Source organism: Uliginosibacterium silvisoli, from assembly GCF_036017035.1.
GTDB lineage: Bacteria > Pseudomonadota > Gammaproteobacteria > Burkholderiales > Rhodocyclaceae > Viridibacterium > Viridibacterium silvisoli.
Map to the genome: position 1 here is coordinate 752,959 of NZ_JAYXHS010000001.1, position 18,637 is coordinate 771,595.

19 protein-coding genes and 1 tRNA gene are annotated in these 18,637 nt (G+C 62.2%); 3 read left to right on the forward strand and 17 right to left on the reverse strand.

Going from position 1 to position 18,637, the window contains the following annotated elements:
• Positions 1-48: 48 nt before the first annotated feature.
• From VVD49_RS03435 to thiS, 3 genes are read right to left on the reverse strand one after another with little or no spacing between them, the layout of a single operon-like run.
• Positions 49-327 (reverse strand): chorismate mutase, encoded by a 279-nt coding sequence (locus tag VVD49_RS03435; RefSeq protein WP_327597727.1) that lies wholly within the window; start codon positions 325-327, stop codon positions 49-51.
• Positions 328-338: 11 nt separating this feature from the next.
• Positions 339-1,124: a thiazole synthase gene (locus VVD49_RS03440; protein ID WP_327597728.1), complete on the reverse strand. Its 786-nt coding sequence runs from the start codon at positions 1,122-1,124 to the stop codon at positions 339-341.
• A gap of 44 nt (positions 1,125-1,168) precedes the next feature.
• Positions 1,169-1,372: a sulfur carrier protein ThiS gene (gene thiS, locus VVD49_RS03445; protein ID WP_327597729.1), complete on the reverse strand. Its 204-nt coding sequence runs from the start codon at positions 1,370-1,372 to the stop codon at positions 1,169-1,171.
• 205 nt (positions 1,373-1,577) lie between these two features.
• Between thiS and VVD49_RS03450 the strand changes: the two genes are divergently transcribed.
• Positions 1,578-2,354 (forward strand): DUF481 domain-containing protein, encoded by a 777-nt coding sequence (locus tag VVD49_RS03450; protein ID WP_327597730.1) that lies wholly within the window; start codon positions 1,578-1,580, stop codon positions 2,352-2,354.
• Between the two features lie 73 nt (positions 2,355-2,427).
• Positions 2,428-2,501 (forward strand) — tRNA-Gly (locus VVD49_RS03455).
• 42 nt (positions 2,502-2,543) lie between these two features.
• Here the strand turns inward: VVD49_RS03455 and VVD49_RS03460 are convergent.
• From VVD49_RS03460 to VVD49_RS03480, 5 genes are all read right to left on the reverse strand, one after another.
• Positions 2,544-4,010 carry a GntP family permease gene (locus VVD49_RS03460; RefSeq protein ID WP_327597731.1) on the reverse strand — a complete coding sequence of 489 codons (1,467 nt, stop codon included), beginning with the start codon at positions 4,008-4,010 and terminating at the stop codon, positions 2,544-2,546.
• A complete protein-coding gene (locus tag VVD49_RS03465; RefSeq protein ID WP_327597732.1) occupies positions 4,011-5,063 on the reverse strand; it encodes a patatin-like phospholipase family protein in 1,053 nt (350 codons plus the stop codon).
• A 365-nt stretch (positions 5,064-5,428) separates the two neighbouring features.
• Complete coding sequence (locus VVD49_RS03470; RefSeq protein WP_327597733.1) at positions 5,429-5,641, reverse strand: hypothetical protein; 213 nt, start codon at positions 5,639-5,641, stop codon at positions 5,429-5,431.
• A gap of 162 nt (positions 5,642-5,803) precedes the next feature.
• On the reverse strand, positions 5,804-5,998 hold the full coding sequence (locus tag VVD49_RS03475; protein ID WP_327597734.1) for a hypothetical protein: 195 nt from the start codon (positions 5,996-5,998) through the stop codon (positions 5,804-5,806).
• A 313-nt stretch (positions 5,999-6,311) separates the two neighbouring features.
• Positions 6,312-7,250: a hydrogen peroxide-inducible genes activator gene (locus tag VVD49_RS03480; protein WP_327597735.1), complete on the reverse strand. Its 939-nt coding sequence runs from the start codon at positions 7,248-7,250 to the stop codon at positions 6,312-6,314.
• Positions 7,251-7,512: 262 nt separating this feature from the next.
• On the opposite strand from VVD49_RS03480, the gene VVD49_RS03485 reads away from it, so the two are divergent.
• A complete protein-coding gene (locus VVD49_RS03485; protein WP_327597736.1) occupies positions 7,513-9,003 on the forward strand; it encodes a DegQ family serine endoprotease in 1,491 nt (496 codons plus the stop codon).
• A 318-nt stretch (positions 9,004-9,321) separates the two neighbouring features.
• On the opposite strand, the gene VVD49_RS03490 is transcribed toward VVD49_RS03485, so the two are convergent.
• The 9 genes from VVD49_RS03490 to VVD49_RS03530 all read right to left on the reverse strand — a co-directional run bounded on the left by VVD49_RS03490 (position 9,322) and on the right by VVD49_RS03530 (position 18,536).
• Positions 9,322-10,329 carry a LacI family DNA-binding transcriptional regulator gene (locus VVD49_RS03490; protein WP_327597737.1) on the reverse strand — a complete coding sequence of 336 codons (1,008 nt, stop codon included), beginning with the start codon at positions 10,327-10,329 and terminating at the stop codon, positions 9,322-9,324.
• A gap of 92 nt (positions 10,330-10,421) precedes the next feature.
• Positions 10,422-10,778, reverse strand: a complete 357-nt coding sequence (locus tag VVD49_RS03495; protein WP_327597738.1) for a DUF2782 domain-containing protein — start codon at positions 10,776-10,778, stop codon at positions 10,422-10,424.
• A 22-nt stretch (positions 10,779-10,800) separates the two neighbouring features.
• On the reverse strand, positions 10,801-11,394 hold the full coding sequence (gene rdgB / locus VVD49_RS03500) for an RdgB/HAM1 family non-canonical purine NTP pyrophosphatase (RefSeq protein ID WP_327598939.1): 594 nt from the start codon (positions 11,392-11,394) through the stop codon (positions 10,801-10,803).
• A gap of 12 nt (positions 11,395-11,406) precedes the next feature.
• The gene (locus VVD49_RS03505; protein ID WP_327597739.1) at positions 11,407-12,378 is read right to left on the reverse strand and encodes a potassium channel beta subunit family protein; all 972 of its coding nucleotides are present in this window, start codon (positions 12,376-12,378) and stop codon (positions 11,407-11,409) included.
• A gap of 67 nt (positions 12,379-12,445) precedes the next feature.
• Positions 12,446-13,009, reverse strand: coding sequence for a PEP-CTERM sorting domain-containing protein (locus VVD49_RS03510; protein ID WP_327597740.1), 564 nt, complete (start codon positions 13,007-13,009; stop codon positions 12,446-12,448).
• Positions 13,010-13,043: 34 nt separating this feature from the next.
• Positions 13,044-13,796, reverse strand: a complete 753-nt coding sequence (locus VVD49_RS03515; protein ID WP_327597741.1) for a PEP-CTERM sorting domain-containing protein — start codon at positions 13,794-13,796, stop codon at positions 13,044-13,046.
• Positions 13,797-13,980: 184 nt separating this feature from the next.
• Positions 13,981-16,731 (reverse strand): winged helix-turn-helix domain-containing protein, encoded by a 2,751-nt coding sequence (locus tag VVD49_RS03520; protein ID WP_327597742.1) that lies wholly within the window; start codon positions 16,729-16,731, stop codon positions 13,981-13,983.
• A 117-nt stretch (positions 16,732-16,848) separates the two neighbouring features.
• Positions 16,849-17,754: a cytochrome c gene (locus VVD49_RS03525; RefSeq protein ID WP_327597743.1), complete on the reverse strand. Its 906-nt coding sequence runs from the start codon at positions 17,752-17,754 to the stop codon at positions 16,849-16,851.
• A complete protein-coding gene (locus VVD49_RS03530; RefSeq protein WP_327597744.1) occupies positions 17,751-18,536 on the reverse strand; it encodes a hemerythrin domain-containing protein in 786 nt (261 codons plus the stop codon). Before VVD49_RS03530 ends, VVD49_RS03525 begins: the two co-directional genes overlap by 4 nt.
• Positions 18,537-18,637 lie beyond the last annotated feature (101 nt).

An 18,637-nucleotide genomic window follows, 5' to 3' on the forward strand; every position in this document is an offset into this window, starting at 1 on the left:
GGAGTCAGGTGGCAGGCGGCTGGCGGGAAATCGCCGGGGCGCATGAGGTCAATCGGCTGCGCCGAGTTTCTTGTGCTTGTCGACAACCTCGTCGACGATGAGACGGAACAGGCGCTGCACCAGCTCTGGCTTGAGCGCGTGTTCATTGGCCAGCGTTTCAAAACGTGCCATCTGCCGCGCTTCACGCGCGGCGTCCACTGCGGGCAACTGGTGAGTGCTCTTGAGATGGCCTACCTTGTCCGTGCAGGCGAAACGCTCACCCAGCAACGCAACGATGCGTGCATCGATGCCATCGATCTCCTGCCGGAGCGCTTCGAGCTCGGTCATGCCAGACACGCTCAGCTACCGATCATGCCGGAGGCAGGCGAGCTCGGCGATGCCGAGTAATACTTCTTCGGCATACGCCCGGCAAGGAACGCCTCGCGCCCTGCTTCAACCGCCTTCTTCATCGCGCCTGCCATCAGGACAGGATCTTTTGCCGAAGCGATGGCGGTGTTCATGAGCACGCCGTCGCAGCCCAGTTCCAGTGCGATGGCTGCATCAGAAGCCGTCCCGACGCCCGCATCGACCATCACCGGTACTTTCGACTGCTCGATGATCAACTTCAGATTCCAGGGATTGAGGATACCCATACCGGACCCGATCAAAGATGCCAGGGGCATGACGGCGACAACACCGATTTCTTCGAGCATCTTCGCCTGGATCGGATCATCGGAGCAGTACACCATGACCTTGAAGCCATCCTTCACAAGGATTTCGGCCGCCTTCAAGGTCTCGGGCATGTTCGGAAACAATGTGTGCGGATCGCCCAGCACCTCGAGCTTCACGAGATCGTGCCCATCCAGCAGCTCTCGCGCCAGGCGCAGGGTACGCACGGCTTCATCGGCCGTGTAACACATCGCGGTATTCGGCAGATAGGTGAACTCCGACATCGGCAACGCGTCGAGCAGGTTCGGCGCTTTGGGATCTTGTCCGATGTTGGTGCGCCGGATCGCGACAGTTACGATCTCCGCCCCGGACGCCAGAACGGCCCTGCGCGTCTCGTCGAAATCCTTGTATTTTCCGGTTCCAACGAGCAAGCGCGAACCATAAGCCTTGCCAGCAATCAACAACGGGTCATTCATGGTGTCTTCCTGAATCTGCATTCATTTATCGAGCGGGAGACAGATCAGCCACCGCCCACGGCAACAACGATTTCCAGCTGGTCACCGTTGTTCAGTGCGGTTTCGGCGTGTCGTCCACGCGGCACGATTTCGCCATTGCACTCGACTGCCAGGCGCTTGCCCACCAGAGAAAGTTCACCGAGCAATTCGGCGACGCTCATGGCGTGAGCAAACTCGCGATGCTCTCCATTGATGGTCAGCTGCAGCATGTCTTTCCATTTCCGCCAGGAATCGGCGCGTGCAAAAGGATGTATTGAAGCGCGAAATTTTAACATGCGCGCTGATACCCTCTCGCCGCTTAAGCGGCCAGTCAGTCACAACATGTCACACCGCAGCCCTCGGCGCTCAGGCATCTTGCGGCCACGGTCCAATTCTTGCGATAGCTCCGTCCGTACCAGATCTTCAATCGTCCTCATGAAATCCAGCCTCAGCCTTCTCTTTGCCGCCTTCACGAGTCTTCTCGCCAGCAGCGTGGTCCACGCACAGGGTCGCCCGGACGACCCCGCTTTCAGGTACATCGCAAACTCTCCCGCAAGCGGTGATGGACGCTGGAAAGGCACTCTGGGCTTCGGCATGACCCTTAACAACGGCAACTCGGAATCAACCCAGGCTTCGTTGTCTGCAGATGCCGTGCGCACGCTGCGCGATAGCCGCATCCTCTTCCACACCCTGCTCATCCATGCCACCAGCGGGGGCGACACAACGGTAGACAATGATCTGGGCGAACTCCGCTATGAGCGCAACTTCGCTCAAGCCGCATTCGGTTACGGTGACATCACACTCGAACGTGACCCCTTCCGCGATCTGAACCTGCGCCAGAGTTACGCAGGCGGCCTGGGGTATCGGCTGCTCAGGCTGGACGATACGCAACTGAACATCTACGCGGGAGCAGCCTACACGCTGGAAGATCGCAGGACGGCTGAGGATGCGCGCGGCTGGGAGCCGACGCTGGGCAATGACTTCACCTACAAGATTTCGGAGACGGCCTCGATCGCCGAGCGCTGGGTCCTTTTCCCGACCACCGTCGGCAACGGCGGCGTTCGCTCGGTATTCCAGGTCGACCTGAACGTAAAAATCTCCGGCCGCATCGGCGTACAGATTTCGTTCCTGAACAAGTATCGCCAGAACGTAGGCAAGGGAGAAAAGAGTACCGACACGATACTTTTCACCGGAGTCACCGCTGGTTTCTAGGCAGCGATTGAGCCCACGCTACAACTTCCCGTACAATCGCCAGCGCACTGCCCGATGCTGATCGGGCCCGCATGCGGGCGTCGTATAATGGTAATACCCTAGCTTCCCAAGCTAGAGCCGTGGGTTCGATTCCCATCGCCCGCTCCACTGCATGGCTCGATTTTCCGGGCCACTCACCCTGCACTGGAACTAGAAACAGCCCACCAGACCACCCAGCAGGATGACGACGATCAGCGCGATCAGCGCGCCGACGATGCCTACCATGACGATGTCGCGATAGCTGTCGCGATGCGTGCAGCCGCACACGGCAAGGAGCGACACGACAGCCCCATTGTGCGGCAAGCTGTCCAGCGTGCCAGCGCCAATGACCGCAACCCGATGCATCAAGGCGGGGTCGAGCCCGGTGTGTCGAGCCAGGTCCATGAAGATCGGCCCCAAAGCTTCCAGCGCAATCGTCAGCCCGCCAGACGCCGAGCCCGTGAGGGCAGACAGCAAATTGGTGGACACGGCCAGCGATACCAGGGGGCCGCCGCCAATGCCGAGCACCCATTCGCGCACCAGTCCGAATGCAGGCAGGCTGGCAACCACCGCACCGAAACCCACAAGACTGGCGACGGATAGCACCGGCAGCACCGCCGCATTCGCGCCTGCATCAACGCTGGCGCGCAGATCGCTCAAACGCCCGCGATGCAGGACCAGCAGCAAAACAATGGCAACGGAGAGAGAGATCAACACCGCCCAGACGCCACCCACGGCAGCCAGCCCTGTGTTGCCGAAACGAGCGTCAGCCAAGTAGCTTGTATCTAGGCGTGGCAATAGCCAAAGGCTCAGCAGCAGATTCACGAGCACCACCGTGCAAAGCGGTGCAGCGGCGGCAAGACTGCCGGGAAGTGTCGGCATCAGGACTGGACTCGGTTCGCCACGCCCCAGCTCTGCGGGATCGAAATGTCCGGCCATGTTTCCACGCTCGCGCAGATGCGCGTCATGCGCCACGTCACGAGACGCTTCCGGATCGACCGGCTGATACCCCTCTCCGGCGTCACGCGCCAAGCGTTCGACCCGATTCAGCCACCACATGCCGAACCCCAGCATGATGAGCGAGGCAATCAAGCCGAGTCCCGGCGCGGCAAATGCGGTCGTGCCGAAGAACGGCATCGGGATTGCATTCTGGATGGCTGGCGTGCCCGGCATGGCCGACATGGTGAACGTCGAGGTGCCCAACGCAATGGCCGGCGGCATGAGTCGCACCGGCAGATCGGCGGCACGGAACAGCGCCTGCGCCATGGGCGCCAACACGAAGAAGGCGACAAACAGGCTGACACCCCCATAGGTCACGGCCGCGCCCGCGAGCACGACGGCCAGTAGCGCGCGCCGCGGGCTCAGCGTCGCGATCATGAACCGCGCGATGGCCTGCACCGAGCCGCTGTCTTCCATCAACTTGCCAAAGATCGCGCCAAGCAGGAACAGTGGAAAGAACTGCGCAAGAAATCCCGCAGCGGCCACCATGAACACCTGCGTCCAGTTGGCCAGCAAAGGCTCGCCGGCGAAGGCTGCGGCGATCAGCGCAGCAAGTGGCGCAAGGATGAGCACCGTCCAGCCTCGATAGGACAATGCCACCAGCAAGGCCAGCCCGAACGCGGTCCCGAGCAAGCCCATTCAGACACCCTCCAGCAAGGCATCGAGATCTAGCGTCGAACGCTCTCCCAGATCCGCTGCATGCGCGCGCAGAAATGCATCTGCAGCGCGCCTTCCCTCATCTTTCAACATGCAGAAGAAGCCCCACTCGGCGAGCATCTTCGAGCTTGCGTCGAGGCGCTCCATGGCATCTGTCCCGATGCGGTGGATGCGCATGCGCGCCCATTTGCGTCCCTCTGCCTGGCCCGCGTCGACCACACCACGCAGCATCGCGATCATGCGTAGCTCCTTCAGCAAGGGCGCATTGAACGACAGTTCGTTGATCCGGCTGTTGATCGCTCGCGCATCGCGCGGGATGTCGTGGCGCTCGACCGGATTGATCTGGACGAGGATGGTGTCGCGGGAATCGCAATCCCGCACCAAGGGCGTGATGGTCGGGTTGCCCGCATAGCCGCCGTCCCAGTAACTCTCCCCATCGATCTCGACAGCATGGAACACGCTGGGCAGACATGCGGAGGCCAGCAACACGGCCGGGCTGAGCTCTGCATTCCGGAAAACGCGGCCACGCCCCGTCCGCACATTGGTCGCCGTCACGAACAGCTTCACCTTGGAAGCAGCCAAGCGCGTGAAATCGACGTGGGATTCGAGCAGCCCGCCCAGCGGATTATTGCCTCCCGGATTCAGGTCGTAAGGCGACCACAGGCGTGCAGCCAGATCGAGTGCAACGAAGGTCGGAGAATTGACCAAGGACCAGTTCCCCATCAACACATCGAGAAAGCCGCGTTTCAGCGGGCTCAGCAAGGCAGCATCCGCCACCGCGCGCCAGAAGCTCGCCAAGGCGTCACGAGCGCCATTACGCCCGCCTCGCTCCAAACCACTCAGCATCACGGCGGCATTCATTGCTCCGGCCGACGTCCCGGAAATGCCATCGAACTGAAGCCACTCTTCATCGAGCAAGCGATCAAGCACGCCCCAGGTAAACGCCCCGTGCGACCCGCCCCCTTGCAAGGCCAGATCGACCAGAAGGCTACGGCCAGATTCCGGAATCACTGCGTCGTCTGTCAGCTGCGTCACCCTGGCACTCCTGTCGTGCTGCTATGCAGCATGATAGGAGGCAGCGGCCGGCCTGCCAAGCAGATTCGGGCTGCCCATCCAAAGTCCGCGACCTGACGCCGGATCAGCCCGGAGATACCTCACGCCACGCGCGAAACCTTGCGAGAACAGTTGTTTGTGAATAGCGCATTACAGATGCCAAACGCATTCAAATGGCGCGCTTGTGGGACCAGAGGATTCTGCAAGTCCCCCGAAGCCGGCTTTATCGGTGTAACCGCCGAAATCATTGATGGCCAGAAAAGCAAAACGGCAGCTCAGGCGATACTTGCCTGAGCTGCCGTCTCAATTTTCACGCGCATGTGCCGCCCGACAATCCGGGCGCGAAATCAGATCGAGCCGAATGTGCCGAAAGCGATGGCCTGTCGTTCCCTTCCCATTGGCACGGCCCATTCAGGACCTTCCCAACCGGGCACATGGACATCGGAGTGACTCAATTCGGCAAACATCGCATCGAGTTCACGCTCTTCGTCCGCATGAAAAACCTGGTGGCCAATCCGGCTTGCCGCCACGTCCTCGGAACTTTCCACATTCAACACCATGACAACCTCCTTGTCGGACAAGGGCACGTCATACGACGCACATGGACAAGGTACTGCCGGCACTGCGAGAAGCAAATGAGGGCTTTCCGCCACTCGCGACCGGATTTCTCCCGGAGTGGCCCTGCATCATCAGCAAGGGCAACTCCGGCATCCGGTCGATGTTCAGCTCATGCCGACGGTAGCAAGGCGCGGGGTTGCGCTTTCGGCACCCAAATCAACGCCATTGTCATAAGTCGCTGGCTGGAAGCCGCTGCCGTTGGTGATTTCAGCCATGTAACCCGCACGCTCTTGATCAGCAGCGCTGAGATAAGCACGACGGCTGGAAGCAACATCAAAGAATTCAAAACTCGGAGTCATGATAACCGCCTTTCTAACTACCACTACATTCAAGAGCGCTGTGTTCTGCGCATGGTTGAATCGTAGCGAGCGGCAATCGGGCTGACCAATTCGAGTGTTTGATCTTGCTATAAGCTATTTTTGCGATGCAACAAAAGTGGTTTTTATTTGACGCCAAGAAGCGCATTTTATTGATTAAAATCAATAAATTAAGACAGCCATAAACAAGCAGAATGTAAATATAGAATTTGCTTTTTATTTAAATCCGGCTCTTCGAATTTATTTATCCAGCAATAGACAAACTAATAAACGGGCTGCTGTTTTATGCAAATAGTCATTGCAAAACAGGCTCTTGCCCGCCACGCAGGACGGTGACTCCTGGCGGGTGACTCTCAAGGATCGCAGCACGCAACAAATCAATTACCCGGGTGCGGGGATAGGTCACCCGCCAGGCCAGCGCCACGCGGCGTGATGGCTCCGGCGCGGAAAAATGGCGTACGGCCACGAGCTTCTGGCTATCCACCAGGGGATCTGCCGCCGTGCTGGGCAACACGGTCACGCCCAGGCCGGTGGCGACCATATGCCGGATGGTTTCCAGAGAACTTCCTTCAAGCGTCTTCTGCAGTCCTGTCCCGTGTGCGCACAGCGGGCAAGCCGCCAGCACCTGATCGCGGAAGCAATTGCCTGCACCTAGCAGTAACAAGGGTTCTTCCTGCAAGCGTTCAGTCGAGATGTGTTTGGCATCGCTCCAAGGGTGACTCGCCGGCAGGACGACACGGAATGGTTCGTCATAAATCTGCTGCGTCACGATGCCCGGCTCATCGAAAGGCAGGGCAATGATGGCCACATCGATTTCGCCACGTTTAAGGGCATCCGCCAATTTGGCCGTGTAATTCTCCTGGATCACCAGCGGCATGCGTGGTGCCCGCTCGGTCAACTGCGGGATCAAGGCCGGCAACAGGTACGGACCGATGGTGTAGATAACTCCGAGTCGCAACGGGCCGGATAGAGGATCCTTGCCCGCCTCGGCAATATCGCGGATCTGACTGGCTTCGCGCAGGACGCGCTCGGCCTGGGTGACAATTTCGCGACCAATCTCGGTAATCTTCACGTCGGCTGCGCTACGCTCGAACAGGATGACCCCCAGTTGTTCTTCGAGCTTCTTGACCGCCACCGACAGCGTCGGCTGACTGACGTGACATTTCTCGGCAGCATGACCAAAGTGCCGCTCCTGCGACAAGGCAACGATGTAGCGCAGATCCGTTAGCGTCATGGCAGCAACTCCGTGGAATGGTCGGAACCGGAGTGTTGGCCTGGACGTCCAGGCTGCTCCGGCAATGTCTGATTGTAGTGGTTGCGCACATGAAAAGTTCGGCCATGCCCGGGCAATGCAGATATGCCCCTGCGGCCCTTGAAACACGGGCCCCAGCCCCCAGTTTGTAAGCGTTTGTAAGGGGTCGGAACCAGCGCAAAACCGGCCCGTTCTTAGCTCCACATTGTTGTTGTTTGCTTCGTACGATTCCAAGGAGATTTAAATGAAGTGGACCCTTTCCCGCAGCATGCTTGTCGCGGGTATCGCTGCAGTCACTTTTGCTGGCTGCTTTCAGGATTCAGGCATCAAGAGCTCGCACGCTGGCGCAGCACCGGTAGTGGTTGCCGCAGCAGCGGCCGCGCCAAACGCGCCGACCACGGTGACGCTGCCGAACTTCGCCAATCTGGTCGAGCAGGTCGGCCCAGCCGTGGTGAATATCGCCGTCACGAGCGTGCAGAAAGGCGGCGACGACGCCATGGGTGAGGACCCCTTCTACGACTTCATCCGTCGCTTCCAGGGCATGCCGCAACAACCCCAGCAACGCAATCGCCCCGACCGCATCTCGCGCGGCGTGGGCTCCGGCTTCATCATCAGCAGCGATGGTTACGTCATGACCAATCATCACGTTGTCGATGGCGCCGATGAAGTGGTCGTCAAACTCACGGACAAGCGTGAATTCAAGGCCAAGGTGATCGGCTCTGACGAGCGCACGGACGTGGCGCTGATCAAGATCGATGCTTCCGGCCTGCCCTTCCTGAAAATGGGAGATCCGGACAAGGCACGCGTCGGCGAATGGGTCATCGCCGTGGGCTCGCCACTGGGCCTCGACAATACGGTGACCGCCGGCATCATCAGCGCCAAGGCGCGTCGCCTGCCGGACGAAAGCTACGTGCCTTTCATCCAGACCGATGTGGCCATCAACCCCGGCAATTCCGGTGGTCCGCTGTTCAACATGAACGGTGAAGTGATCGCCATCAACTCGCGCCTCATCAACAACTCCGGCGCAGCATCATTCGCGGGCATTTCGCTGGCCATCCCGATCGACGTCGCCATGAAGGTCAAGGATCAGCTGCTCAAGACCGGCAAGGTAGTGCGAGGCATTCTCGGCCTGACCTTCCAGCCTGTCGATGCGGATCTGGCCAAGTCACTGGGGCTCGACAAGGCTCAGGGCTCCGCAGTGACCAATGTCACCAGGGGATCGGGCGCCGACAAGGCCGGTCTCAAGGTCGGTGACGTGATCCTGCAGGTTGACGACACGAAGATCGATGATCCGAGCGATTTGCCGCGCCTGATTGGCGAGCGCGCACCAGGCGAAACGGTGACTCTCAAGGTCTGGCGCAACAAGTCCACGCAAACCATCAAGGCGACGCTCGGCGCAGCCCCCAGCAGCCCGTCGAACGCCAAGGGCGGCAAGCGCGGCAGCGGTGGTAGCGAAGAGAAACTGCCAGCCAAGCTGGGCATCTCGGCACGCCCCCTGCAGCCTCAGGAAGCGCGCAAGCTCGATGTCGATGGCGGCCTGGTGCTGGAAGACGTCAATGGCGCAGCGGCGAAGGCCGGGCTGCGTACAGGTGACGTCGTGCTGATGGCCAATGGCGAGCCGGTCACCACCGTTGATGAACTGCGCAAGCAGGTCGGCAGCGCCAAGGATGGCAAGGTTCTGCTGCTGATCCAGCGTGGCGAAGGCCGGGCCTTCATCGCCCTGCCCACCAACTGAGCGAAGGGCAGAAATACGTACGTTCGGGCAGATAAGGGAATTCCTGCGAGTCTGCCCGGAACCAAATGCACTACGCTGATTCAAACACGGGTAGCTCACATGGACGCGCGCGGCACTTGGTCCCAGGTGCAGGCGCCGCTACCCGGGTTGCATGATTTTGCTGGTGTAGTCCGTTTGTTGTCTTGTCTCTCCTCCAAGTCGTATTGCAGGGCCACCTCGGTGGCCCTCTTTTTTTGCCTGGAAGATTACAAGGACACGGTCACAAGGACGCCCCATCACAAGCGCACGCCGACGTCATGCGCTGCTGCAGGCGCTCGCTCAGCCTTGCGAGCCGGCTGGCGCCGTTGAAGCGCGCGGCACCAGCTGCGGCTCGAGCAGGATGTCGCGCCCCATATTGCTCTTGTTGCGCACGGACTCGAGCAACAGCTGCATGGCGGCCTCGCCTTGTTCTTCGCTCCGCATATTGACCGTCGTCAGTGGCGGCTGCATGAAGCGCGATACCGGAATGTCATCGAAACCGGCTATCGCCAGTTCATCCGGCACCTTGATGCCCATGCTGGCAGCCTCGTGCAATAGCCCGATGGCAACGAGATCGTTGTAGGCGACGATGGCGTCCGGGCGCTGGCTGCTGCGCAACAAGGCGGCTGCGGCCTGCTGACCCCCATCCAGGGTCGGCCACTCGACCGCATACTCCTGCACTGTCTGGTTCGACTCGGCAAGTGCGACGCGCACACCGGTGAGGCGTTCACTGTTCCAGCGCGCCTTGGGGAATCCGAGATATGCAATCCGCTTGCGGCCGGCTTCGACGAGATGCAATCCCATCAGGTAGCCGGCGCGATAGCCATCGGTGCGCACGCAGCGCACGCCCGGCCGCTTGTGCTGGCCGAAGAAGACCACCGGTTTGCCGAGCTCGCCCAACCATTCGATGGAGTCGTCCGGAATGCGTGAGCTGACGATGAGGCCATCGACGCGCCCAGACAGGGCCTCGAGCAGATGCCGCTCATGGCTGGGCCGCTCTTCGAGGTCGACGACCAGCAGGTTGTAATCGTTCTCGAGGGCGATGCGATTCGCGCCCTTGACGATATTGGCGAAATGCGGATTGCGGACATCAAGGATCGCCAGACCAAAGGTGCGCGTCTGGCCGGTCACCATGCTGCGCGCCTGCTGGTTGAGGCGGTAACCCAGCGTGGCAATCGCATCACGCAGGCGCTGCTCGACTTCAGGCGAAAAGCGCTGCTGTCCGTTTATGAATTTTGAAACTGTCGCAATCGATACGCCGGCGGCGCTGGCAACATCGCGAATCGTAGGTGGGCGCTTGAATTCCATTATTTTACTGACGTAGCGCGGGGCTGGATTGCGGGGTGCTGCAATCTTACCTCAGGGTGCATTTACCGCAGGCATACGCCCGTCTGCACACCTCACCATGTAAGCACGTTCCACTGCGCCGGTTTCATGGGTGTGCCGCGGATGTCCTTGCGATTGAACACGCCGTCACCCCGATCATCGACCATGGTGTAGGGCAGCCCGACTGCAGGCGTCACGCGGATCATGTAGAGGCGCCCCTTGAAGCGGAACTCCTCGATGCGATCGCCCCCGCGCTTCGACACCGTCACTTCATGATCATCGGCCCCGGGCAGCGAAGCGCCCATGGGCTCAGGAATCGGTTCGAGCTTCGGAGGGGGCGGAGGTGGTGGAACGTCTGCGGCCATCAGCTGACCACTCGTTGCAGCCATCAACACCAGCGACAGGCCCAGCATGCTTGTTCGGACTTTCATGACACACCTCCGCATACACACATCACCACTCCAGCGCCGTCATGCGCTGCAAGAGTGCTTTGCAAGCCACGCCGCGATGACTGACTGCATTCTTCAATTCAGCTGGCATACGCGCAACGGTCATACCGTACTGCGGCAACCAGAAATACGGATCGTAACCAAAGCCGCCTTCGCCGCTCGGCTTCTCCACCACTTCGCCATGCCACTCCCCCTCGGCGATCAAGGGCTGTGGGTCGTCCGCACTGCGCACGAAGACCAGCACACACACATAGTGCGCGCGGCGATCCGTCACGCCCGCCAGCTTTTCCAGCATCAACGCATTGTTGCGCGCATCCGACTTCGGCTCACCGGCGAAACGCGCCGAATGCACACCCGGCGCACCTTTCAATGCAGCAAGGCAGATGCCCGAATCATCAGCCAGCGCGGGTAAACCCGTGGCGGCTGATGCGTGGCGCGCCTTGGTCAACGCATTCTCGACAAAAGTCTGATACGGCTCTTCAGCCTCGGTCACGCCCAGCGCGCTCTGCGGGATCACCTCCCAGCCCAGCGGTGCCAGCAGCGCCTGGAATTCCCGCAGTTTGCCCGCGTTGTTGGATGCAAGTACAAGTTTCCGCATATTCATTCAATCCTAGCCTGCAATCTCGCTGCACGCCTCATTCATGCGGGCGGCAATCTCATCGGTCAATCGTGGCAACACTTCGAGCGCCTTCATGTTCTCGAGCACCTGCGCGGAGCGCGACGCCCCGGTGATGACGGTGGACACGTGCGGGTTGCGCAGGCACCAGGCCAGCGACAGTTGTGCCAGAGTCACCTCCAACTCCTGCGCGATCGGCAGCAGCTTCTTCACGGCGCGCTTTTTCGCCTCGTCATTGAGGCGCTCCTGCAGCCATTCATAGCCGGGCAAGGTGCCGCGCGTCCCCGCCGGGATGCCATCGAGATACTTGCCGGTGAGCATGCCGGACGCCAGCGGGCTCCAGGTCGTCAGGCCGAGACCAAGGTCTTCGTACAGGCGGCGGTACTCCTGCTCGACGCGCTTGCGGGCAAACAGGTTGTACTGCGGCTGCTCCATCACCGGCTTGTGCAAGTGGTGGCGTTCGGCGATCTGCCAGGCCGCGCGGATCTCTTCCGCACTCCACTCCGAAGTGCCCCAGTACAGAGCCTTGCCGCGATTGATGAGGTCGTGCATCGCCCACACGGTTTCCTCGATCGGCGTTTCCGGATCGGGGCGATGGCAGAAGATGAGGTCGAGGTATTCGAGACCGAAACGTTTCAGCGAGCCGTCGACAGCGGCCAGCAGGTACTTGCGGTTGAGGGTGTTCTTGAGATTCGGGCCTTCGTGGATGCCCCAGAAGAATTTGCTCGAGACGATGTACTGCTCGCGCGACCAGCCCAGCTCGCGCAAGGCCTGGCCCATGATGCGCTCGGACTCGCCGTTGGCGTACACCTCGGCATTGTCGAAAAAGTTCACGCCCGCATCGCGCGCGGCGGCCATGCATTCGCGCGCGAGTTTCGTGTCGAGCTGATTGGAATAGGTGACCCAGGATCCGAAGGACAGGGCACTGACCTTGAGGCCGGAACGGCCGAGACGGCGGTACTGCATGACGTCATTCTCCAGGCTGTGGCAGAGCCTGTGATTGTACGCTGCAGAACCGCCCCTCCTGCCTGCGTCAAAGCACTCGCTTGCGGCGGCTCAGATACAGCCCACCCAGACCCAGTGCCAGCAACCCCAGCGAAGCCGGTTCAGGCACCTCGCCGCCCTGTGTGTCATCCGCCACGACCGAGATGACCAGATCGTGATCCGGTGTCCAGCCACTGACTTGCCCGCCCAGATCCTTCACCGACATACCGAAGCCATCCGCCAGGTATTCCCCGGGCTCAAGTGGTGCGCCGACAGGCGTGTAGATGCCAAATATGAACTGGAAGGCCTCGCCCGGGTCGAGGTCCATGCCGAGGAACTGCGCGAGAAAGCCTCCATCCGCCAGCGAGAAGGTATAGGGGAAGGCATCGTTCGGCGTGCGGAAGCCGTTCGATATCGATGCCTGCGTCATCTTCTCGTTCGAGATGGGTGAGTTGTAGAGCGTGGCGTGCAGCACGACCTTGTCGCTCTGGCCGACGACGGGGTGGATATCGTCGAAGTCCCAGCTCCAGCTGAGCGTTGCGTGAGCATTGTGGATGGATGTGACGAGGGCTGCGCCGACACCGAGCGTGCGCAGGAATTTTCTGAGTTTCATGATTCTCTCCGGTTTGTGAAGTGGGGTTTCTGGATCAATCGGCCCTGGCACGCCGGCGACCGTGGACGACGCCAGCCAGTAGCAAGGCGCTGAGCGCAAGGGTCGAGGGCTCGGGTAATTCGGCGCTGACGGCCGCGACATCGCCGTCGCGCACCGCCCAGGGCACGAGGTAGTCAAAAGTCTTGTAGGTCACGCCCTGGTAGCCATTGCTGAGGTCGAAGAACCACGCGAAGCTCTGGCTGTAAGCGCCATCCATCCAGAAGGCCGAATTCGCTGTGCCGCCGCCGTATGGCAGGTGGACGAACATGCTCTCGTCACCCGGCTGGGCGGGATCGTCAACGAGCCCCCACGGCGTGCCATAGGGCAGCTGCTGACCTCGGCTATCGAAGGGCGAGATGTTGCCGAAGGTGACGTAGTACATGTACGCCAGCTCGCTACTCGCGGGACTCACGTTCAGCCCGCACTGCCCGCCGTTGTAGCTGTCGTTGCATTGCGCAGGGAACGGATGCATCTGCGGCAAGCGCCAGTCCGAGTAGTCCACGCCGCGCACGCTGTCGTGATAGCTCAGGCCGTCGACCCATTGCTTCGCCTGCGCCCAGCCCATCTTGCCGTCGGCGTCATAGCCACTGGTGCGGGCGTAGTAAGGATCCTGCAGCCAGGTGACGTTGAACACATCGTCATAGATCAGACCCGCGCCGCGATCGAACAGGGTGGCCTGGGCACTGCTGGCCAAAAACGAGAGAGCTGCGCCAGCGAATACGGCCCGCAGCATTTTCATGGGTTTCATTGCACGCTTCCTGTGAAGAGACTGGATGCGTGCACTATGGCAATCGACTGGGTGGCTCACATCGCCCGGAGGAGCCAGTACGCCACACCGCAGGGAGCCATGCTCGAAAGGGCAGTCAGCATGGCGCAGGCGGCCCCGCGCCACGCGCGTGCATCACGCCAGCATTGCAACGATCAGGAAGGGATCAGGGCTGCGTCGCGCGCCACGCCGCCGCAGCCTGCCCGCGCGTCGCGCAGTCGAGCTTGGTCAGTATGTTGGCGACATGACGCTTGACGGTGTGCGGGCTCAGGTCGAACGCGCGTGCGATGAGCTTGTTGCTGTCACCTGCGGCGATGCGTGCGAGCACTTCGCGTTCGCGCTCGGACAGCGCATCCAGCAGGGAAGCGTTCGTGGGTGCGGGCCGGCATGTCTGCGGCAGTTCGTCCGGCGCCCCAGCGTGCCAGGCGCCGAGCCGTGCCAGCAGGTCCCGCACGCGTGGCCGCGCAAGTTCCTCGATCGGGATGAGCAGCAGCAATTTCTCGATGATGTGTGCAGGCTCGAACAGCAAGGCCCCCAGGCAATCCTCTTCTGCCGCCTCCTGCAAGACGGGAGCAAAACAGGCCCATGCATCCCCCAGCTTTCCCTGTTCGAGGCAGGCCCAGGCCAGACACAGCCGCGCATCGCCGAACAGGCTCGGTGCGCGCACGCGCGCCTGCAGGCGCACGGCTTCCTGCAGAGAAATTTCGGCATCTACGAGGCGCTCGCGCAGCAAGGCGAGCCGTCCGCGAAACAGCTCGCGGCCAATGTCGACCAGTGGCCACTCCGCTGCCGTGCGCGCGGCATCGAGCTGGGGGCCGAGCGTTTCCAGCGCAGCGGCGCGGCCTGCCATCCAGTAGACCTGCGCGAGGCAGAGATGACCGGAGCGACGCCAGCTCTGTTTCATCCCCTCGTTCATGCTCGCGAAAACCTCGATGTTCCGCAGCATGAGTTGCTCCGCCAGGGCGAAATCACCGTGCAGGCAAGCCCGCCAGGCACGCATGGTGTGATCGTTGAGCGTCAGCATGGGTACGACGGAGAGACGCTGCGTCAGTTGGTATTGACGCTCGATGGCCTCTTCCGCTGCCTTGCGTTCGCCATGCCACAACTCCGGCCAGGCCGCATTGGCCATCGCCTCGAACTGCCAGTGCACCACGCCTGCCTGCAAGGCTTCGCGCGACAAACTGCGCAAACGCCGCATCGGTGGCAATGCCCCTGGCATCGGAAAGAGGAAGGGGTTGAACATGTCGTCCATCGCCGGGAGCAGCAGGCGCACATCACGCTCGCCATGCTCAACCATCGCCTGCAATGCCTCGGCACAACGATGCGGCTCGAAGGCTGCGGCCTGCCACGCATGCGCACCCTGGCGGATCGCCTGCAAGGGCGTGGGCAGCGGCAGTGTCTCCGCTACGACCAGCGCGGCCGCGGCACGATCGATCTGGCCGACGGCATTGCACGCGCGCGGCAACAGCACGTAGCAGCGCATGTAGTCATCCATGCGGCCTTGTTCACGAAACGCCAGCGCCGCACGCTCGAGGAAATTTGCAGCGCGCGCAAAGTCCCAGCGCCCCCAGGCGCACAAGGCTTGCAGGTAATCCACATCGGCGTTGTCGCGCACGATGGCTTCGGGCAGCTGCGCGATCCAGCGTGCCACCGTCGCCTGTCCTCCCTCGGCCAGAAGTGGCTCGACGCAGCGCCCCATCGTGGCGATCGCTTCGGCCCACTCGCCCGCTTTCAGGAAATGCGCGACCGCGCGTAGCGGCACTTGCTCGGCCCGTGCTGCCCGCGCATGCAGGCTGCGCACAAGACCCGCATGCCGCTGCGCAAGACGCGTCTGCAGGAATTCCGCAAACAGGTCGTGGAAGCGCAGCACGGGCACGTGCTCGTCGAGCACCGTGAGAAACAGGTTGCTGCGATAAAGCGTATCCAGCACGTCGTGTGCATCGTCACGCCCCGTCACGGCATTGCACAGCGCCGGCGACAACTCGGGCAGCACCGAGCATTGCAGGACGAAGTCGCGCAGGTCAGCCGGCAGATCGGCCAGCACCTCCTGCGCGAAGAAATCGAAGAGGTGTCGCCCCGCGGCACGGTCTACCGCCGGCCGCATGCTTTCGACGGCCTGGCTGTCAACGGCCCCCAGCACCAGTTGCAGCCCCGCCGGCCAGCCCTGCGTGCGCTGCAAGGCCTGCTCGAGGAACGCCGCTGACAACTCGCCCGACAAACCGGCAGCTTGCCGCGCCGCGGCCAATGCACGTGCCTCGCCAGCATCGAACTGCAAATCGGCGGTGAGAAGTTCGCCCACTTCGCCACGCGCCCGCCAGCGTGCCAGCGGCAAGGTCGGGCTGGTGCGCGAGCCGAGCACCACGCCCACTTCGGGCGGCAAGCGCTCGATGAATTCACCGAGAAGTTGCAGGGCATCAGCGTCGCTGACGCGATGCAGGTCGTCGATAACGAACAACAGGCGCTCGCCCTGATAGCTGCTCAATGCATTGATGAGGGCGGCAATGGCGGCGCGTGACTGCGGCCCTGCAACCTGCACCTGCGAAGCGAGGATGTGCGGATCGACCTCCCACTCCAGCACCACGTCACGCAGCGCGCCGAGCAGGGAGACGAACAGGCGGTTGATGTCGTTGTCGTCCTCGTCGAGCGACAACCACACGCTCTCCGCATCGGCCGCTATCGACGCGAGGAGTTGCAACAGCAGCGTGCTCTTGCCAAAACCGGCCGGTGCGCAGACCAGGGTGACCCGCCGGTCCAGCACCAGGCCACGCGCACGTTGCAACAGCGCGGTGCGCGACACAAGATCGCGGCGCTGGCGCGGTGCGCGGAACTTGGTCGCGGCAACTCCGCTCCAGGTACCGGCAGGAGCGGCAGCTGCAACGCTGCGGGCGGGCGGATTGTCGTCGGCGGGCTGGTTCATGCGGCTGCTCTTTGGCGGCAGGGGTGTGGGCAGGCTGCGCAGCTCGGCTCCCCGGCTGCCCTCATCGATGCAAACATCCTGCCACGCCATGCGCATTCTGCAAATCCGCTGGCCGGTCTAGCGACCACCCGCCGGGCGTGGGGCCACGCTTCGCAAGTAGAGATAGAGGGCGCGCACATCCGTATCGCTGGCTTTGGCCAACGCCTCGAAGGGCATGACCATGCTGATGGCCGTCCCGTCGGGACGCTTGCCACTGCGGAACATGGCAAGGAACTGCTCGGCGTCAGCATAGTGCGTCATGGCCGAACCCTCCTCCGGGGTGATGTTGGCCGCAGCCGGCCAGTCTGGCGGCGCCCCCGGGATCTTGCCGCCAGAGAAGCCATCACCGTGGCACCCCTTGCACATATTGGCGACGTACTCGCCGTGCGCCAGGTTCACGCCTTCGACGACGGGCTGCTGCGGCAGCAGGCTGTGATCGATCTTCTCGGCGGCATCCTTGATCACGCCGAGCCCGTACAGCGCGCGTACCGGCACAGGTAACTCCAGCACGGCGCCCCCGCCCGACGCCGGTGGCATGTGGCGCAGGTATGCCACGAGTGCGGCGAGGTCGTCGTCGGTGAGGCGGTTGTAGTCTTCCGACGGCATGATCAGCGCCGGGCGCCCGTCCGGCTTCACACCGTGGCGTATGCTGCGCTCCCAGTCTTCGGGCTTGTAATGCGCCACCACATTGCCCGGACCGGGGCTGATGTTCGGGCCCGCAACGCGCATGCCCTTGCCATCGTCGATGACCGTACGCCCGCCGCCGTTGAGCGCGTGGCAGTCCGTGCAGGCGCGCGACTCGTAGAGATAGCGCCCGCGCTCGATGCTCGCCGCATCATCGCGCAAGGCAACAGGACGGGCGGCAATGTCCAGCCTGCGCGCCATCTTCGTGTTGCCGTACTGAACCGCGCCGAACACCGTGAGAATGAGCAAGACGAACAGTACGCAGATGGCCAGCAGGCCGCGCTTGATCCAACGATTCATGATGTCCCCCCTTCGCCCCTGTCTGATCCCGCGCTGGCCGGCTCTGCCACGTCGTGGCGTGCCCGCAGGAGACTCATGGTCAGCGCCCAGCGCGCCGCGTCACAACCTTGTTGGGCATGCGCCTCGAAGGCCGTGAAGGCCTCGGCGGACAGCTTGCCCTGCATGCAGCCAATGAAGCTCACCAGCTCTGGCGGCGTGACGGCGGGCACCAGCCAGCGTGTCACCGCAGCCAGTTCGCGTGGGCTCATGTGCGTCACCATGCGTGCATGCAGCTCGGTGAGCTCACCGTCGCTGTAATGGGCCCACAGCGCGGCGTTGAGGCCAATCTCCTCGCTGTGCATATGGCGCAGCTTGTCCGCAACGAACAGTGCGAAGCGCAGGTAGAGCTGGTGCGCAAGCAGACGCCGCTGCGCCAGCGGGCTCAGGCGCAGCGTATGTGCCTCGACCTCCAGCTCGCTGATGCTGTGCAGCTGGTCGAGATGCTCATCGGCCACACGCGATGAAGCACCGGGCAGGCGCGCCTCGATGGCGACATGCACGAAATCCGTCTCGTGGCTGATATGCCGGCGCAGCAGCGAAAGCAGTGCCTCGAGCTGCTCCAGCGCGTCGCGCAGGCAGGCTTCATCGTCCGCATCGACACGCCCCAGCATGGCCAGGGTATCGCTCATGAACAGGCGTAGCGCCTTGTGAATACTGGAATAGAGATCGGCGCGCGTGGCCGACATCCGGTCCAGCCCTGTGGCTGACGGACGCGGGCGCGACAGATCGGCGGCTGCACTCATTGCATCTCCTGACAGATCGAAGCGCTTCGGGAAGGAAGCTAGGTTCGCAGTGTCTGCCTGTCAGGGAGCCGGCGCATCGGCCGGAAGAGCCATTGATGGCT

Bases quoted from the DNA above. Each gene is read 5' to 3' on its own strand.
- VVD49_RS03435 (WP_327597727.1), bottom strand. From the start codon at position 327: ATGACCGAGCTCGAAGCGCTCCGGCAGGAGATCGATGGCATCGATGCA.
- VVD49_RS03440 (WP_327597728.1), bottom strand. From the start codon at position 1,124: ATGAATGACCCGTTGTTGATTGCTGGCAAGGCTTATGGTTCGCGCTTG.
- thiS (WP_327597729.1), bottom strand. From the start codon at position 1,372: ATGCTGCAGCTGACCATCAATGGAGAGCATCGCGAGTTTGCTCACGCC.
- VVD49_RS03450 (WP_327597730.1), top strand. From the start codon at position 1,578: ATGAAATCCAGCCTCAGCCTTCTCTTTGCCGCCTTCACGAGTCTTCTC.
- VVD49_RS03460 (WP_327597731.1), bottom strand. From the start codon at position 4,010: ATGGGCTTGCTCGGGACCGCGTTCGGGCTGGCCTTGCTGGTGGCATTG.
- VVD49_RS03470 (WP_327597733.1), bottom strand. From the start codon at position 5,641: ATGGTGTTGAATGTGGAAAGTTCCGAGGACGTGGCGGCAAGCCGGATT.
- VVD49_RS03475 (WP_327597734.1), bottom strand. From the start codon at position 5,998: ATGACTCCGAGTTTTGAATTCTTTGATGTTGCTTCCAGCCGTCGTGCT.
- VVD49_RS03480 (WP_327597735.1), bottom strand. From the start codon at position 7,250: ATGACGCTAACGGATCTGCGCTACATCGTTGCCTTGTCGCAGGAGCGG.
- VVD49_RS03485 (WP_327597736.1), top strand. From the start codon at position 7,513: ATGAAGTGGACCCTTTCCCGCAGCATGCTTGTCGCGGGTATCGCTGCA.
- VVD49_RS03490 (WP_327597737.1), bottom strand. From the start codon at position 10,329: ATGGAATTCAAGCGCCCACCTACGATTCGCGATGTTGCCAGCGCCGCC.
- VVD49_RS03495 (WP_327597738.1), bottom strand. From the start codon at position 10,778: ATGAAAGTCCGAACAAGCATGCTGGGCCTGTCGCTGGTGTTGATGGCT.
- rdgB (WP_327598939.1), bottom strand. From the start codon at position 11,394: ATGCGGAAACTTGTACTTGCATCCAACAACGCGGGCAAACTGCGGGAA.
- VVD49_RS03505 (WP_327597739.1), bottom strand. From the start codon at position 12,378: ATGCAGTACCGCCGTCTCGGCCGTTCCGGCCTCAAGGTCAGTGCCCTG.
- VVD49_RS03510 (WP_327597740.1), bottom strand. From the start codon at position 13,009: ATGAAACTCAGAAAATTCCTGCGCACGCTCGGTGTCGGCGCAGCCCTC.
- VVD49_RS03515 (WP_327597741.1), bottom strand. From the start codon at position 13,796: ATGAAACCCATGAAAATGCTGCGGGCCGTATTCGCTGGCGCAGCTCTC.
- VVD49_RS03520 (WP_327597742.1), bottom strand. From the start codon at position 16,731: ATGAACCAGCCCGCCGACGACAATCCGCCCGCCCGCAGCGTTGCAGCT.
- VVD49_RS03525 (WP_327597743.1), bottom strand. From the start codon at position 17,754: ATGAATCGTTGGATCAAGCGCGGCCTGCTGGCCATCTGCGTACTGTTC.
- VVD49_RS03530 (WP_327597744.1), bottom strand. From the start codon at position 18,536: ATGAGTGCAGCCGCCGATCTGTCGCGCCCGCGTCCGTCAGCCACAGGG.